15 protein-coding genes are annotated in these 14,939 nt (G+C 70.5%); 9 read left to right on the top strand and 6 right to left on the bottom strand.

Annotated elements, in window-relative coordinates; genetic code table 11:
- The first annotated feature begins 2 nt into the window (after positions 1 to 2).
- The 6 genes from CLV67_RS31455 to fdhA all read left to right on the top strand — a co-directional run bounded on the left by CLV67_RS31455 (position 3) and on the right by fdhA (position 6,594).
- Positions 3 to 1,259 carry a nucleotide sugar dehydrogenase gene (locus CLV67_RS31455; protein WP_106324893.1) on the top strand — a complete coding sequence of 419 codons (1,257 nt, stop codon included), beginning with the start codon at positions 3 to 5 and terminating at the stop codon, positions 1,257 to 1,259.
- A gap of 49 nt (positions 1,260 to 1,308) precedes the next feature.
- Complete coding sequence (locus tag CLV67_RS31450) at positions 1,309 to 1,962, top strand: sugar transferase (RefSeq protein WP_239166773.1); 654 nt, start codon at positions 1,309 to 1,311, stop codon at positions 1,960 to 1,962.
- 4 nt (positions 1,963 to 1,966) lie between these two features.
- Positions 1,967 to 3,016 carry a hypothetical protein gene (locus CLV67_RS31445; RefSeq protein WP_106324891.1) on the top strand — a complete coding sequence of 350 codons (1,050 nt, stop codon included), beginning with the start codon at positions 1,967 to 1,969 and terminating at the stop codon, positions 3,014 to 3,016.
- 51 nt (positions 3,017 to 3,067) lie between these two features.
- Positions 3,068 to 4,276 carry a hypothetical protein gene (locus CLV67_RS31440; protein WP_106324889.1) on the top strand — a complete coding sequence of 403 codons (1,209 nt, stop codon included), beginning with the start codon at positions 3,068 to 3,070 and terminating at the stop codon, positions 4,274 to 4,276.
- Positions 4,277 to 4,479: 203 nt separating this feature from the next.
- Positions 4,480 to 4,899: a hypothetical protein gene (locus CLV67_RS31435; RefSeq protein ID WP_106324887.1), complete on the top strand. Its 420-nt coding sequence runs from the start codon at positions 4,480 to 4,482 to the stop codon at positions 4,897 to 4,899.
- Positions 4,900 to 5,361: 462 nt separating this feature from the next.
- Positions 5,362 to 6,594 carry a formaldehyde dehydrogenase, glutathione-independent gene (gene fdhA / locus CLV67_RS31425; RefSeq protein WP_106324883.1) on the top strand — a complete coding sequence of 411 codons (1,233 nt, stop codon included), beginning with the start codon at positions 5,362 to 5,364 and terminating at the stop codon, positions 6,592 to 6,594.
- On the opposite strand, the gene CLV67_RS31420 is transcribed toward fdhA, so the two are convergent.
- Positions 6,591 to 7,388 (bottom strand): dioxygenase family protein, encoded by a 798-nt coding sequence (locus CLV67_RS31420; protein WP_106324881.1) that lies wholly within the window; start codon positions 7,386 to 7,388, stop codon positions 6,591 to 6,593. The genes fdhA and CLV67_RS31420 overlap by 4 nt on opposite strands.
- A gap of 350 nt (positions 7,389 to 7,738) precedes the next feature.
- On the opposite strand from CLV67_RS31420, the gene CLV67_RS31415 reads away from it, so the two are divergent.
- Positions 7,739 to 8,182, top strand: a complete 444-nt coding sequence (locus CLV67_RS31415) for a hypothetical protein (RefSeq protein ID WP_106324879.1) — start codon at positions 7,739 to 7,741, stop codon at positions 8,180 to 8,182.
- Positions 8,179 to 8,529: a transcriptional regulator gene (locus CLV67_RS31410; protein ID WP_106324877.1), complete on the top strand. Its 351-nt coding sequence runs from the start codon at positions 8,179 to 8,181 to the stop codon at positions 8,527 to 8,529. The genes CLV67_RS31415 and CLV67_RS31410 overlap by 4 nt, the downstream gene beginning before the upstream one ends.
- Here the strand turns inward: CLV67_RS31410 and CLV67_RS31405 are convergent.
- Positions 8,523 to 9,623 carry an oxidoreductase gene (locus CLV67_RS31405; RefSeq protein ID WP_106324876.1) on the bottom strand — a complete coding sequence of 367 codons (1,101 nt, stop codon included), beginning with the start codon at positions 9,621 to 9,623 and terminating at the stop codon, positions 8,523 to 8,525. The two genes, CLV67_RS31410 and CLV67_RS31405, sit on opposite strands and share 7 nt — an antisense overlap.
- 61 nt (positions 9,624 to 9,684) lie before the next feature.
- Here CLV67_RS31405 and CLV67_RS31400 point away from each other — a divergent pair, with 61 nt between their 5' ends.
- Positions 9,685 to 10,086 carry a MerR family transcriptional regulator gene (locus tag CLV67_RS31400; protein WP_106324874.1) on the top strand — a complete coding sequence of 134 codons (402 nt, stop codon included), beginning with the start codon at positions 9,685 to 9,687 and terminating at the stop codon, positions 10,084 to 10,086.
- On the opposite strand, the gene CLV67_RS31395 is transcribed toward CLV67_RS31400, so the two are convergent.
- Genes CLV67_RS31395 through CLV67_RS31380 form a run of 4 tightly spaced genes read right to left on the bottom strand, consistent with a single transcriptional unit; the run spans position 10,042 to position 14,937 of the window.
- On the bottom strand, positions 10,042 to 10,680 hold the full coding sequence (locus tag CLV67_RS31395) for a hypothetical protein (protein ID WP_106324872.1): 639 nt from the start codon (positions 10,678 to 10,680) through the stop codon (positions 10,042 to 10,044). The two genes, CLV67_RS31400 and CLV67_RS31395, sit on opposite strands and share 45 nt — an antisense overlap.
- Positions 10,681 to 10,720: 40 nt before the next feature.
- Positions 10,721 to 12,634, bottom strand: coding sequence for a purple acid phosphatase family protein (locus CLV67_RS31390; protein WP_307833895.1), 1,914 nt, complete (start codon positions 12,632 to 12,634; stop codon positions 10,721 to 10,723).
- Positions 12,635 to 12,664: 30 nt separating this feature from the next.
- Entirely contained in the window at positions 12,665 to 13,678 is a 1,014-nt protein-coding gene (locus CLV67_RS31385; protein ID WP_106324868.1) for a GNAT family N-acetyltransferase, read from the bottom strand.
- Between the two features lie 26 nt (positions 13,679 to 13,704).
- Positions 13,705 to 14,937: an FAD-dependent monooxygenase gene (locus CLV67_RS31380; RefSeq protein WP_106324866.1), complete on the bottom strand. Its 1,233-nt coding sequence runs from the start codon at positions 14,935 to 14,937 to the stop codon at positions 13,705 to 13,707.
- Positions 14,938 to 14,939: the final 2 nt, after the last annotated feature.

Raw genomic sequence — 14,939 nt, 5'->3', positions numbered from 1 at the left:
CCATGCGGGTCGTCATCGCCGGTCAGGGTTACGTGGGGCTGCCGCTCGCGGTCCGCGCGGCCGAGGTCGGGCACACCGTGGTCGGCTTCGACGTCGACGACGAGCGGATCAAGCGGCTCGCCGCCGGGGAGTCCTACGTCGACGACGTCTCCTCGGCCGACCTGCAGAAGGTCCTGGCCACCGGTTCCTTCCACCCGTCGTCGGACCCGCGCTCGTGCGCCGGCTTCGACGTCGCGGTGATCGCCGTCCCGACGCCGCTGCGCGACGGCAGCCCGGACCTGACCTACATCGAGGACTCGGCCCGCACCCTGGCCCGCTACCTGCGGCCGGGCGCGACCGTCGCCCTCGAGTCGACCACCTATCCGGGCACCACCACCGAGCTGGTGGCGCCGCTGCTGGAGGAGGGCTCCGGCCTGATCGCCGGGGTCGACTTCCACCTCGGCTACAGCCCCGAGCGCATCGACCCGGGCAACCGGGAGTGGAACCTGGTCACCACGCCGAAGGTGGTGTCCGGCATGAACCCGGCGTCGCTGGCGATGGTGCAGGCGTTCTACGCGTCGGTCGTGGAGAAGACCGTGCCGGTCTCCGACCCGAAGGTCGCGGAGCTGGCCAAGCTGCTCGAGAACACCTTCCGGCACGTCAACATCGCCCTGGTCAACGAACTGGCGGTGTACGCACACGAGCTCGGCATCAACGTCTGGGAGGCGATCGACGCCGCATCGTCGAAGCCGTTCGGCTACATGCGGTTCGTGCCCGGTCCCGGCGTCGGCGGGCACTGCCTGCCGATCGACCCGTCCTACCTGTCGTGGCGGGTCCAGCGGACGCTCGGCCAGAGCTTCCGCTTCGTCGAGCTCGCCAACGACATCAACAACCACATGCCCGACTACGTGGCGCGCCGTCTCGTGGCCGCGCTCAACAAGCGGCGCAAGTCGGTCAACGGCTCGACGATCCTGCTGCTCGGCCTGGCTTACAAGAAGAACACCGGCGACGCCCGGGAGTCGCCGGCGCGGCGTGTCGCCTCGCTGCTGCTGGAGATGGGGGCGGACGTACGGGCCGCCGACCCCCATGTGGTCGAGGACGCCCACGTCGACAGCCGGGTCGCGATGGTGCCGCTCACCGCCGAGCAGCTCGCCGACGCCGACGCCGTGGTCCTGCTCGCCGACCACGACGCCTTCGACCTGGACCTCGTGCTCGAGCACGCGCCCTACGTGCTGGACACCCGGCATCGGCTCACCGGGCCGGCCGTCGAGTCGCTGTGACCGTCGCTGCGAGCGCCGCTGCAAGCGTCGCTGTAAGGGGAGAACAATCGTGCGTCTGATCTGGAACGGTCTCAACCGTCTGACCGCACTCGTCATGATCATCCTGCTGGCGCCCGTGATCCTGGCGATCGCCGCCTGGATCCGGATCGCCGACGGCAAGGGCGTCCTCTTCGTCCAGGACCGGGCCGGCAAGGGAGGCGTCCCGTTCCGGATGCTCAAGTTCCGCTCGATGGTGCACAACTCGGTCGCGATGAGCGCCCAGCTCGGCATCGACGACCCGTTCGGCCTGGTCGAGAACGACCCGCGCATCACCCGGTGCGGGCGCTTCCTGCGGCGTACCAGCCTCGACGAGCTGCCCCAGCTGCTCAACGTGCTGGCCGGGCACATGAACCTGGTCGGCCCGCGCCCGGACGTGCTGCCGCAGGTCGCCTGCTACTCGGCCGACGACGCCCGCCGCCTCGAGGTGAAGCCCGGCATCACCGGGTGGGCCCAGGTCAACGGGCGGGACGACATCGACTGGGCGCAGCGTTTCGTCCTCGACCGCTGGTACGTCGACAACTGGTCGCCGCTGCTCGACCTGAAGATCATGTGGCGGACCGCGATCAGCCTGAACCGGGACGAGCCTCCGGTCCACGTCGACCAGATCAATATCGGTCGCCAGCAGGCTGCCGTCGAGCAGCCGGAAGTCAGCCGTGCCGCCTGAGCCGATGTCCGAGATCGGCTCGGAGTTCCACTGGGACCCGGCCGCCCTGCTCGATCCCGAGCGGGGCGGTCTGCCCGGCTGGCTGCCCGGACGGCGCGAGCTCTTCGCCACCGGATGCGGTGCGCTCAGCGAACTGCTGCGCCTGCTCGCGCCGGCCGGCCGGCTGCACGTGCCGTCGTACTTCTGCATGGGCGTCGCCGAGTACCTGTCCCGGCAGGTGTCGATCGCCTGGTACCGGCACCTGCCCGACTCCGGCGGCGTGCGCTGGGAGACCTTGCGTCCCCGGCCGGGCGACGTGGTCCTCACGCAGAACCTTTTCGGACGCGAGGACGGCGCGCCCTGGGCCGGGTGGATCACCGGACATCCGGGCGTCACGGTGATCGAGGACCACTCGCATGACCCGTTCAGCGACTGGTCCCGCGACAGCGCGGCGCACTACGCCGTCGCCTCGCTGCGCAAGACGCTGCCGCTGCCGGACGGGGGACTGCTGTGGTCGCCGCGCGGTCTCGAACTGCCCCGCCCGGTCGCCGGTGGGTCCAGGGGCGCCGATCTCAAGCTCGCGGCCATGCTGCTCAAGGCCGCCTGGCGGGACGGGCAGCCGGTTCCCAAGGATCAGTTCCGGACACTGCAGCAGCAGGGCGAACGTCAACTTCTCGGCAGTGCGGCTTCGGCCCATGCGGTCACGGCCGCGGTGCTGCCGCTTCTCGACATTTCTGCTGTACGCCAGGCGAGCGCGCGAAATGCGACTCAGCTGGGGGCGGCGCTCGACAGCCGTACAAAATTAGGGGTCGGAGGTTTTCGTTTGCAGCTCTTGTGCCCCTCCGCCTCGTCGCGGGACGGGTTGCTCGCGCATCTCGCGCGGCACGGCATCTACGCGCCGGTGCACTGGCGGCAGGACCGCAACGGATTCTGGAGCGGTGACGCCGAGGCGGCCGATCTGGCCGACCGGGTGCTGACGCTGCCCGCCGATCACCGGTGCTCGCCGGGGGATCTGCAGCGGATGGTGGAGACGATCGAAGGATTCGCTCGCATGGATCTTTCCGGGGTCCTATGATCCGAGAGTGACCGATCGATCCACTGAGCGTGATCATGTGGGAGGTGGGCTATGACCTCCATGAGCTGGTTCGCGCTGGGGATGGCCGTGTTCGGCGCGTTCAGTTACGCGACCGGATCGATCCTGCAGGCCATCGGCGCCAAACGCAGCCACAGCACGGCCAGTACGCTCGGCCATCCGCTCTACCTGATCGGCATCGTCTTCGACATCGTCGCCTGGATCGGCGCCATCGTCGCCCTGCAGCACCTGGCCGTCTACGTCGTCGAGTCGGTGCTCGCCTCCTCGCTGGCCGTCACCGCCGTCGCCGCCTGGCTGTTCCTCGGCTCCAAGCTGCGCCGCCGTGACGTGTTCGCCATCGTCTGCACCACCGCCGCCCTCGGCGTCCTCGCCCTCTCCGCCGGCCAGCAGCACGAGATGCTGCCGTCCACACAGGTCCGCATCGGACTCGTGTCGGCGCTGCTCATCCTCTGGCTGCTCGGCTGGGGCGCCACCAAGACCGGCCGTTCCGGGCTGATCGCCCTGGTCGGCGGCTTCTCCCTCGGCGGCGCCGCCATCTCCGGCCGCGCCCTGCAGTTCCCCGAGGAGGAGATGCGGCAGTTCACCACCGGATTCGTCGCCGTCGTCACCGAGCCGGTCACCTGGACGATGATCGCGTTCGCGATGACCGGCATGCTGCTGTACGCCGGCGCGCTCCAGGGCGGCGAGGTCGGCCGGGTCACCGCCGTCCACTGGACCGGCGAGGTCGTCCTGCCGTCGATCATCGCCCTCACCCTGATCGGCGACACCGTACGGTCCGGCTGGGAACTGCCCGCTCTCGCCGCCGGCCTCGTCACCGTCGGCTCCGCCATCGTCCTGGCCTCCGCGCCCGCCGCCGTCGCACCGGCCGGCGACGAATCCGTGCCCGCCGGCACCGGCGCCGTCGTGGTCCCGCCGCCCCGTGCCGGAGCGCTGCTCCCCGCCGAGGCGTGGCGGCTGGCCATCCCGCCGGAGGCGCACTGGCCCGCGTTGCAGCCGCCGCTGGTCCGCGGGTACGGGACGTTCCTGTGGTGGGGCTCGCCGAACGCGCCGCAGCCGCTGTGGATACCGCCGGACCGTACGTTCAGCGCGCCCGGTGCCCTGCCCGCCTGGGCGGGGCCGCAGTTGCCGGAGACCCGTGCGGCGGCCGGGGAACAGCCCGCTGTCCGGCGGGCGCGGCGGTTACCGGCGAGGCGGCATGCGGCCCTGCCGTCCGGCCGCCACTCCGGCAGTTCCGCCGCCTGAACCGCCCCGCCCCGCCGCCGCCTCACCTCATGTTTTTTGGCGATCTTGTGAGGTTTGGCCTTCAATGCCACCGCAAGTCCTCAAGATCTCGGTGAGCGGCCGCTCCGGATGCCAATCTGAGGGTCGGATGTGCCGAATACGCCCGGGCGATCTCTGTGCGGCAGTAGCATCGAGGGCACCCTGAAGGCGTGATGGTGGTCGATATGACTCTGCACTGGTGGTCGATCGAGATCGTTGACGGGCCGCATTCGTCCGCGGGCCGCTGGCGCGACATGCATCAGGAGACGATCGTCTCCTCCGGCATCTCGTTCGGTGCCCGCGAGTGGCACTGGCGAGCCTTCTCCTGGGGCGTCCTCCTCGAGATCGCGTTCGCCGACGAGGAGATCTGGCCGGCCTTCCGCGCTCTCCCAGTCGTTCGCGCCGCCCTCGACGCGGTGCCCGATCCGGTTCACGGCCTGCACATCTACCCAGGACGCGGCGGCAGTTCCGGAGGCATCCTGCCGCGACGTCCCCGCCCGACCGCCGGAGCCGGTGCGGTCCCGATCCCACGCGAGGAGCCGAGCCCCCGCGTCACGCTCGCCAGCCCCGAGCCCGCCCCGACCACAAGTGGGGTAACCGTCTGAAAACCCGAACGCCCCCTCCGCCCCGGACGTCCCCGGCCAGCCGCGGCCGGGGACGTCCATGTTCACCGGCTGTGCCGCACCGCTGTCTCGACGCCCGTGAAACAGCGGTCCGGGCCAGCCGCGAAGATCTGGCGGCCGGATCGTTCAGTTGCGGGCCGTCGCTGAGATTGTGCGCGGCCAGCACCGGCGCGGCGATCGCGGCGGACCGCCACGGCAGCCGCCGGGTGACGGTGTGGCCGGCGACCGCGAACGGCAGCGGCGCCGGGCCGTACGGAGACGCGAGCCATATGCAGGTCACGCTGACGACCGCCGTCACCGCCGGCACCGGCCGGGGATGGTCCTGCCGGCGGCGGGGCATGGCCCGGCTCCGGCCGATCCGCCGGGTCTCATCATCCGCGACTACCGACGGTTCTGTTCTTGGGACATTCCGGTAAAGACTGGCGGAGACCGGAAGGAGGCACCATGGGCAACAGAGCGGTTGTCTACCAGGGTCCCGGACGCGTCGAGGTCCGCGACATCGAGTACCCGAGCTACGAGGTCAAGGACGGCCCCGGCGTCAACAAGGAGAACGTGGGACGGCGCACCCCGCACGGCGCGATCCTCAAGACCGTCGTCAGCAACATCTGCGGCAGCGACCAGCACATGGTCCGCGGGCGGACCACCGCCCCGGGCGGGCTCGTGCTGGGCCACGAGATCACCGGCGAGGTCGTCGACGTGGGACCGGACGTCGAATACGTGCGCGTCGGCGACGTGGTGTCGGTGCCGTTTAACATCTCCTGCGGCCGGTGCCGCAACTGCAAGGAGCGCAAGACCGGAGTCTGCCTCAACGTCAACCCCGACAGACCCGGATCGGCGTACGGCTACGTCGACATGGGTGGCTGGGTCGGTGGACAGGCCGAGTACGTGATGGTCCCGTACGCCGACTGGAACCTGCTGCGATTCCCCGACCGTGACCAGGCACTCGAGAAGATCCTCGACCTGGCCATGCTCAGCGACATCTTCCCCACCGGCTACCACGGTTGCGTGAGCGCGGGCGTGACCACCGGCTCCACCGTCTACATCGCCGGCGCCGGGCCCGTCGGGCTGGCCGCCGCCACCTCGGCGTTCCTGCTCGGGGCCGCGGTCGTCATCGTCGGCGACCTCAACGACGAACGGCTCGCCCAGGCCCGCAGCTTCGGCTGCGAGACCATCAACGTGTCACACGGCGACCCGGTCGAGCAGGTGCAGCAGATCCTCGGGCGGGCGGCTCCCGCGATCGGGCAGCCGCTGGTCGACTCGGCAGTCGACGCGGTCGGTTTCGAGGCACGCGGGCACGGGCGGGACTCGTCCACCGAGATGCCGGCCACCGTGCTGAACTCGCTGATGGACCTGACCCGGGCGGGCGGGGCGATCGGCGTACCCGGCCTCTATGTCACCGGAGACCCCGGTGGCGTCGACGAGGCCGCGAAGGTCGGCTCGCTTTCGCTGCGGCTCGGTCTGGGCTGGGCGAAGTCGCACTCGTTCGTCACCGGCCAGTGCCCGGTGATGAAGTACAACCATCAGCTCATGATGGCGATCCTGCACGACCGGGTGTCGATCGCCCGCAACGTCAACGCCACGCCGATCCCCCTGGACGAGGCTCCGCGGGGATACCAGGAGTTCGACCAGGGGGCGGCGCGGAAGTACGTGCTGGACCCGCACGGAACCCTGCGTTAGGGAACCGTGATCGTCAGGCGCGCCGTGTAACCGGCCGACACCGAACCGGTCACGGCCGCCATCTGGGTCGCGGCCAGGTCGTCGCCGAACACCATGTCGCCGGCGAGGGTGAGCCGGCTCATGTTGGCGACGCTCTGCGAATAGCCGGTCGCGCTGCTGTAGACCGTCCTGGAGACGGCCTCCGGCAGCGCGATCTGCGACGTCTTGCGGATCGGGCCGGACGCGCTGGTCGCCGCGGCCAGCGACGAGTAGACCTCGAAGTGGATGTGAGGCCAGCGGCCCGCGTAACAGCCCGGGAAGATGCTGGTGAAGGTCACCGTCCCGGTCGAGTTGGTCACCTGGATGCCGCGCAGGTAGTTCTGGTTCGTCACGCCGGAGGAGTAGAGCGAGTACCGTCCGGCCCGGTCGCAGTGCCAGGCGTAGACCGCCGCGCCGACCGTCGGCGTGCACGCCGCGTTCAGGACGGTCAGGGAGAACTGCAGCGGTACGCCCGGAGCGGTGGTCGTCGACGTGCCGAACGACGACCGGATGTCACTGCGCACGATGCCGGAGAGCACGCGGACGTTCGGGCCGTTGGAGCCGTCGGCCGGGTACGGTCCGGCGGTCTCCGAGTCGACCTCGGCGGCGCAGGCCGCGGTGGCCTTCTCGGCGCCGCCGAGCAGTGTGCCGCCGCCGGCCACGGTCAGGGCGCCCGCCCCGCCGATCGTCAGCATCCGCCGTCTGGTCATCACGGGGAGGTCGTAGGCCAGGCCCTTGTCGTGGACCTCGCGTACGAAGGCTTCGTTGTCCCGCATGTGGTTCCTCCTTCTGCCGTTGGGGGAACCGCATCGAAACATCGAACTCTATGAATGACCTGTGGTTGATCTGCGCCTTGTCATACCGGCTGGGTCATCCCTCGTCCGCCTGCGGGTCTCCCTTGCCTGCCTCGCCCCCGCCTGGGGCCGGCCTGTCACTGGGGCCCGTCTGCCCTCGGGGTCGGCCTCCCGTGGGCCTGCCTGTCGTTCGGGGCCGCCCCTGTGGGCCTGCCTGAACTTTGGGCCCGCCTGTCCTTGAAGGCTCCTCGCCTCGGACTCTTGCCTTCGAGGAAAGAGTGGGTGTACATTTTCCTCACTGGAAACAGTTGCCTACGGGGAAGGTGTTCGACATGGAGGTCGACGAGGCTTCGAAAGCGCTCGACGAGATGCGCCGCCGCACCGAGCAGACGCTGCGACGGGGGAGCCCACGCCGCGTCCCGATCTGGTATCGGCTCGGGTCCGCCGCTTCGCTGACGCTCGTGTGGGCCAGCGCCGACACGCACGGCTGGGCCGCGTCCGGCATGGTGGTCGCCGGTGTCGCCGCGACCCTCCTGCTGACCCGGCGTCTCGAGCTCGCCACCGGCGTGCGGCTGCGGATGGGTGCTCTCCGGTTCCTGCCGATCGCCCTGCTCATCGGTGCCATGCTGGTCGCCGCGATCTTCGTCGGCTCCGTGATGCGGCTCTATGACGTCCCGTTGGACGGCACGATCGGCGGGCTGGCGGCCGCACTGGTCTGGATCATCGGGATCGGCTGGACGCAGGGCGCCGCGGCCGCGACGCGAGACCCATCATGACCGGGGGGCGGCCGCCCGGTTTCAACGAGCTGCTGCACTTCCCGGTCCGTCTGTCGCTGGTCTCGCTGCTGGCGCCTGCCGCGCACGTCGAGTTCAGCTATCTGCGGGAGGCCACCGGCCTCAGCGACTCGGCGTTGAGCAAGCAGCTGACCAGCTTGCAGGACGCCGGCTACGTCGAGGTCCGGCGCACCGGCCGCCGTGCCACCGCACGACTCACCGGCACGGGCCGCCGGGCCCTGGCCGAACATGCCGCAGCGCTGAGGACGCTGCTCGGCAACGCTCTCGACGGGGATCCCGGTGAGGTGCCGGCGAGCGCCGACGCTCCGGCGGCCGGGGCGGCTCAGTAGTAGACGTCCTCGTGGGCCTTCTCGTAATCACGGATCTCGGCGAACCGGCCCTCCGTGACCAGGCGGGCCCAGGCAGGGTTGCCGAGCAGGATGCGACCCGCCGCCACCAGGTCGAACTCGCCGCCGGACAGGCCTTCACCCAGCCGGGACATGGCCTGCGGGAAGGGGAGGTCGCCGCTCAGGCCGATCGAGCCGACGGTGATCGAGGGACGGCCGGTGAGTTTGCGGGCCCAGCCGGCCAGGTTGAGCGGAGAGCCGGGAAAGGCCGGCTCCCAGAAGCGGCGCTGCGAGGCGTGGAAGACGTCGGCGCCGGCGTCGGCCAGAGTCGTGAGGATCGCCTCGAGTTCGGCGGGGGAGTCGGCGATACGGGCTTCGTAATCGCGTTCTTTGAACTGTGAAAAGCGGATGATTACCGGGAGTTCGCCCCGGACCGCGCGGATGACCTCGGCCGGAAGGGCCGCACGCCGCGCGGGGGAGCCGCCGTAGGCGTCGGTGCGGCGATTGGTCGCCGGCCACAGGAACTCGTCGAGAAGGTAGCCGTGGGCGGCGTGGATCTCGATGGCGTCGAACCCGGCGCGGGCCGCGACCCGGGCGGACTCGGCGAAGGCGGCGACGATCACGTCGATGTCGCCGGTGGTCATGGTGTGCATGGGTAGCGACTCCGCGGCGGCTCCTGCTTCCGGGGCGCCGGTGGTTCCCGACGGTGTCCAGGCGGCGATGCCGTCGACCGGGCGGCGCTCACTGCCCAGGTGCCACAGCTGGGTGGCGATCCGGCCACCGGCGGCATGGACGGCGTCGGTGACCTTGCGCCAGCCCGCCTCGGCGGCACCGGCGGTCATGCGCGGGACGGTGGTCTCGTGGCTCGCGCTGGGATGTCCGACGAGAGTGCCCTCGGTGATGATCAGGCCGATGCCGTTCTCCGCCCGGCGGCGGTAGTAGGCGGCGACCTCGTCGGTGGGTACACCGCCCGGCGAGTGGAACCGCGTCATGGGCGCCATCACGAAGCGGTTCGGCAGATCGAGGCCGGCGATGCGGGCCGGGGTGGCCAGGGCGATGGGGCCGGCTGTGGGGGCGGGGCGGGTTGTCGTCGTCATGGGAAGACGCTAAAACTTGACACTGATGTAAGGGTCAAGGCGACGTGACCGGGGAGACAGCATGCGGATCGGTGACCTCAGCGCCGCGACCGGGGCCAGCGCGCGGTCACTGCGCTACTACGAGGAGCAGGGGCTCCTCAGCAGCGACCGGGGTCCGGGTGGTCAGCGCCGGTACCCGGAGTCGGCCACCGAGCGGGTCGGCCTGATCCGGACCCTGCTCGCAGCGGGCCTGTCCACCAGTGCGATCGCCGACGTGCTGCCGTGCGTAGCCGACGAGGCGATCCGCACGCCCTGGCTGTCCGCGCGCCTGACCGAGGAGCTGCGGCGGATCGAGGCGCAGATGGCCGAACTCCGCCGAACCCACGAGATCCTCGCCGGCCTGGTCGAGAACTACACGATCGCGGTGGACGACCCGCCACTAGCCGGCGAGCTCCACGGCTCGGCGGGTGACCTCCGCCAGTGAGATCTCGTGTTCGGTGAAGAATCCGAACACGACGACGGTCACGGACACGTCGCCCTTCGCCACGACGGCGACGTCGGCGATGTACGAATCGATATAGGAATGCTCCGAGCCGATCGCCTTCTGGTTGAGGTTCGCCTGGAAAGCGGCCGAGGCATCGCCGATGCGGGGCAGCGGCAGCGGTTTGAGGTAGACGGTGAATCCCGGCGTCTCGAAGGAGGGACACCGGCCGGGCAGGGCCGCGGCGGTGCCGACGATGGCCGTCGCGTCCTTCGCTCCCGGGGCGGAGAGCACCTCGGTGACGGATTCCGTGCTCAGCGTGTCCTCGGCATCGTTCTGGAAGACGGCGCTCACCGAGCGCCGGGGTTCCGTGTCACGAGCGGGCGTCTCGATCGGCAGACGGCACCGATCTCCGGCGTTGTGGACCGGGTCGAAAAGAGCGTCGATGCCGAAGCCGAACGGATTGTGCGGCGCGGGCCGGTAGCCGGTCGGCAGATCCTTCAGAGTGAGCAGCCGGTCGGCGAGCCCGTCCGGCGGCGGTGCCGGCAGAGAGCCCGGGAACAGCGCCAATGTGAGAGCGATGTGAGTGAACGGCATGGTCTTCCTTCCCTCGATCAAGGGGGCCGGCGGCGGCCGATCATGACCCGGTGGCCGCGACCAGGCCGGAGGTGAGGCGACCCCGTCCCGCGGTGCGGCTCAGCACGATCCGGTCGATCTCGCTGCTGGGCTGTTTGCTTCCGGGGAGAGCGTCGGCCACGGCGCGGACCGTCATCGTGGTCGTCCGGCCGGGCGCGGCGGGGACCACGTCGATCGCCAGGAAGGCGTAGGCGTCGTAGCGGACCTGAGACCAGTTCACCGACTCGGGCACCCTCGTCCCGGTTCGCTGGCCGCCCTTCGCGGTGGTCGCCGGAGTGGCCGCCCACACGTAACTGTTGGCCACGTGCTCGGTGTTGTTGTCACGGCCGGTCGGGCGGTGACCGCGGTACCGCTCACCCTCGGGAAGTGCCTGCGGGCCGCGGGGGGTGACGCCGTCGGGAGCCGGGGCCCCGTGACCGGGCGCCGGGCGGAACGGGTAGCGCGGCCGTCCACCGGAACCGGCGCAGATGTAGGTCACCCCGTCCTCGGCGGGCCGGATCGTGGAGCCGTCCGGTGCGGAACGGGTCTTCTTGCCGAACCTGATCGGGTCGGTCCGTTCGAACTGGTGGTTGTGTCCCTGCACGGCCAGGTCGACCCGGTAACGGGAGAACAGCGGGTCGAGAATGTCGCGGACGCCACCATCGGAGGCGTGGTTGTGTGAGGTCGCGTACGCGCAGTGGTGGAAGAACGCCACGATGAAGTCGACGGCGGTGCCGGACCGCCATTCACGCAGCACCGACTCCAGCCATCGGGCCTGTGCCCCGGCCGAGTACCCGGTGTTGGTCTGCAACTCGGCGGACAGTTCGTTGGCGTCGACGGAGACGAAACCGACGTTGCCGTGCACGAACCGATAGACCGACGGGCAGCCGCCCGGACCGTTCGACGGCAGGTCCAGCCGGGCGCGGTGACCGCCGTACCCGTGATCGCCGTGGATGGGCTCCATGTCGTGGTTGCCGGTCGCGAACATCCACGGCACGTACGCGGCGAGCGGCTCGATCTGGTTCAGGAAGACGTCCCAGACGTACGGGTTGAACATGCTCGTTCCCGGCGGCGCCGTACGGGACATGGCCATCGAGTCGTCGGCGGGCAGGCCGGAGCCGGTCGGGTTGGCGTAGCAGATGTCCCCGGCGAGCAGCGTGAACGCCGGCTTCTGGGCGCGCATGAGGCCGATCTGAGTGACGGCCGGCCACGGGTCGGTGCCGTGGGCCCCGGCGACCGGGTCGGTGCTCAGGTAGGAGTTGTTGTCGAAGACACCGGCCGGCCAGCGGCCTCCGTCGCGGCGTACGACGGCCGGCTGCTCGTGCCAGGCGTGACGCGGGTCGGTGGGGGCGGTGTGGGTGCCGACGTCGGCGAACGCGGTGAACGTGAAGGGCGCCGCGGCGGCCGGGGCGGGTGCGGCGGTGAAGTGGGCGTCGCCGCTGACAGTGCCGTCGGAGAGCCGGATCCGGTAGTGGTGCACGGCACCCGGGGTGAGCCGGTCGAGCACCGCCTTCATGTAGAACTGGCTGCACACCGGGCCGCCCGCGATCGCATCGGCACCGGTCAGATGGCGGATCTCGGCGTCGTGCGTGGTGCCGTAACGGCCCGGCTCGCTGCCGACCTCGACGACGGCGCGCAGCTTCGACGGCAGCTTGCCGGTGCTGCTGACCAGCTGTGCGGTCACCGCCATGACGTTGCGCGGTGTGCCGTCGGCAGTGGGCACGAACGACAGGTGCCGCCCGGAGACGACCACGCCGTCGCGTCCGGCCCGGCCGCCCGCGGCCGCGAACACCGCCTCGGCCTCGCGGAACCGGGCGTACACCAGCCCGCCGGCGCCCGCGGTCACGGCCAGCAGGGCCGAGCGGCGGCTGATCCGGGCCCGGTCGAGCAGGCGGGCGTTGTGTTCGGCGTACTCGTCTACGGTGCGCGGTCCCATAAAAGACATACTGCACCAGAAACGACGGCTTTATCGGTACGGCGGGAACCGCCCCGACATCATTTCCGCGGTCGGCGTGCCGCACAGCTTCTCGACTGCCAGCGGGTCGGTCACCACCCGCCACGTGTGAAAATCCTGCCGCCCCGCCGCGAACGCGGCCTTGTAACGGAACAGCGAGTCGTCCGAGCCGCCCACCCCGCCACCGATGTGGTGCACCAGGTTGCCGCGCTCCCGCCCCCACAGCCGTACCTCGTGGTAGAGCAGTTTGTCGGCCCACCAGATCTGCCCGTTCCGCGTGGACTGCAGATGGGTCTGCATGATCCGCCGGTAGGCGAAGAACAGGTTGCCGCCCAGCACCTCGCCGTCACGGACCGCCGCGGCCAGATGGACGTTCTCACCGAGCGCGGCCCGCAGGCGGTGGAAGTGATCCATCCCGAAGAAGTAGAAGTCGGTCGCTCCGACCCGCCGCATCGTCGAGTGGTACGTCGCCACCCACGCCTCGAGCAGGTCCCAGTCGTCGAAGACGATCCGCACCCCGGCCCGTTTCGCCTTGTTGATCTGGTTGCGGTGGGTCCGGTGGGTGTCCTGCCACAACTGATCCGGCGGAAGCGAGAGATCCGCCGACACCGTCTCACCGTGGTGCACCACGGCTCCGGCCGCGGCGAGAGCGCCGGCCGGGGCCGGGAGCAGCGGATGCAGCCGGGCAAAGACGGTGATCACGTCGTGGGTGCGCAGCAGCGCCGCCATGTGCCGGACGGCGCGTGTCCAGAAACCGATGTCCGAGGGTGGGACGTCGCTGACCGGGCCGGGGTACCCGTACGGGGAGACCGCGTCACGCAGCCCGGTACCCGGCACCGGCCGCAACACGAGGGGCAGCAGCAGCACCTGTCCCATCTCGTCGTAGCGGAACGCCACCGGCGTACCCCCGGACAGGCGGGCGTCGAGTGTCACGTACCCCGGCAGGTGGTAGACGTCGTGGTGGACGCGCCGCAGCGCGTCCTCCCACGCCGGGTCGCCGGGCTCCAACAGGGCGCCTTCGGCCATCGGTCATCCCTTCGCTGCGGGCGTCGCTACGCCGTGTTGGGCAGGATCGCGTGTCCGGTCGTGACGTTCGTGGCGTCGGTGCGCCGCCGCGCCCGGCTCCACCGGCGGGCGCTCAGCGTCCACCGCAGCACCGTGCGGGGGACCGTGCTCTGCGTAGCCATGTGCAGCAGGTACCGCCACGTCGCGTACTCACCCCGGCGGTTCGACAGGGCGTACGAGAACCGGCGGGCCGGCAGGTGGGCGTACTCGGGCATGTGCTCGAACCAGTTGCTGCTCGCCCGCGCCGCACGTTGCAGGGGCGCGAGGGCCGCCTTGCGGCGGTGCTCGTAACGTTCCAGGGCCACCGGCAGATCGTCACCGGAGGCGACCGCGTCCGCCAGAGCCATCGCGTCCTGCATGGCCAGCTTCGTGCCCGAGCCGATCGCGAAGTGGGTGGTGTGCGCGGAGTCGCCCATCAGCACGACGTTGCCGTGGTCCCAGCGCTGGGCGGTGACCCGGCGGAAGTTGAGCCAGCCGGTGCCGCCCAGGTCGGCGCGCTGGTCGATCAGCTCCGCGCCGTCCAGATGGGACGCGAAGATCTGCCGCAGCTTCTCGGTCCCGGCGGCCGCGTCGAGCTCGTCGAAGCCCAGCGCCGACCACGTCGCGGGCGTGCACTCGACGATGAAGGTGCTGGTGTGCTCGTCGAACGGGTAGGCGTGGAACCACACCCAGCCGGCCGGGGTCTCCTCGAACCCGAAGGTGAACGTGTCGAAGACCTTCGGCGTGCCCAGCCAGATGTACTTGTTGCGGGCGATCTCCACCTCGGCGCCGAAGTGCTCGGCGTGCGCCTCCCGGACCCGGCTGCGCGCGCCGTCGCACGCCACGACCAGGTCGGACGGCGGCAGATCGCCGAGGTCGGCCAGCTCGTCGGAGTAGCTGATCTCCACACCGGCCTCGACGGCCCGTTCGGCCAGGATCTCGAGCAGCCGGTGACGGCCCAGGCTGAAGCCGTACCCGGCCAGATGGGTGGTGGGTTTGCCGGTCGCGCGCACCTCGTACTCGTCCCACTTGTACGCGGCGTCCCAGATCCGCTCGGCGCTGACCGGGTCGTAGGTGAACAGGTCGTCGAGCAGGTCGTCCCAGAACACCACACCCCAGCCCCAGGTCACCCCGGCCGGGTTGCGTTCCAGCACGGTGACCTCGTTGCCGGGGTCCGCGAGCTTCGCCAGCGTCGCGAAGTACAGGCCGGCGGGGCCGCCGCCCACACAGGTGATCCGCATGA

The organism is Actinoplanes italicus (genome assembly GCF_003001815.1).
Classification (GTDB): domain Bacteria; phylum Actinomycetota; class Actinomycetes; order Mycobacteriales; family Micromonosporaceae; genus Actinoplanes; species Actinoplanes italicus.
Note: the sequence above shows the minus strand (reverse complement) of the source record. Positions and strands in the feature narration are given on the sequence as shown.

What these genes read in the sequence shown, in the direction of transcription:
- CLV67_RS31405 (WP_106324876.1), bottom strand. Translation starts at nt 9,623, where the DNA reads ATGACGACGACAACCCGCCCCGCCCCCACAGCCGGCCCCATCGCCCTG.
- CLV67_RS31390 (WP_307833895.1), bottom strand. Translation starts at nt 12,634, where the DNA reads ATGGGACCGCGCACCGTAGACGAGTACGCCGAACACAACGCCCGCCTG.
- CLV67_RS31440 (WP_106324889.1), top strand. Translation starts at nt 3,068, where the DNA reads ATGACCTCCATGAGCTGGTTCGCGCTGGGGATGGCCGTGTTCGGCGCG.
- CLV67_RS31410 (WP_106324877.1), top strand. Translation starts at nt 8,179, where the DNA reads ATGACCGGGGGGCGGCCGCCCGGTTTCAACGAGCTGCTGCACTTCCCG.
- CLV67_RS31415 (WP_106324879.1), top strand. Translation starts at nt 7,739, where the DNA reads ATGGAGGTCGACGAGGCTTCGAAAGCGCTCGACGAGATGCGCCGCCGC.
- CLV67_RS31445 (WP_106324891.1), top strand. Translation starts at nt 1,967, where the DNA reads ATGTCCGAGATCGGCTCGGAGTTCCACTGGGACCCGGCCGCCCTGCTC.
- CLV67_RS31395 (WP_106324872.1), bottom strand. Translation starts at nt 10,680, where the DNA reads ATGCCGTTCACTCACATCGCTCTCACATTGGCGCTGTTCCCGGGCTCT.
- CLV67_RS31420 (WP_106324881.1), bottom strand. Translation starts at nt 7,388, where the DNA reads ATGCGGGACAACGAAGCCTTCGTACGCGAGGTCCACGACAAGGGCCTG.
- CLV67_RS31380 (WP_106324866.1), bottom strand. Translation starts at nt 14,937, where the DNA reads ATGCGGATCACCTGTGTGGGCGGCGGCCCCGCCGGCCTGTACTTCGCG.
- fdhA (WP_106324883.1), top strand. Translation starts at nt 5,362, where the DNA reads ATGGGCAACAGAGCGGTTGTCTACCAGGGTCCCGGACGCGTCGAGGTC.
- CLV67_RS31435 (WP_106324887.1), top strand. Translation starts at nt 4,480, where the DNA reads ATGACTCTGCACTGGTGGTCGATCGAGATCGTTGACGGGCCGCATTCG.
- CLV67_RS31385 (WP_106324868.1), bottom strand. Translation starts at nt 13,678, where the DNA reads ATGGCCGAAGGCGCCCTGTTGGAGCCCGGCGACCCGGCGTGGGAGGAC.
- CLV67_RS31455 (WP_106324893.1), top strand. Translation starts at nt 3, where the DNA reads ATGCGGGTCGTCATCGCCGGTCAGGGTTACGTGGGGCTGCCGCTCGCG.
- CLV67_RS31400 (WP_106324874.1), top strand. Translation starts at nt 9,685, where the DNA reads ATGCGGATCGGTGACCTCAGCGCCGCGACCGGGGCCAGCGCGCGGTCA.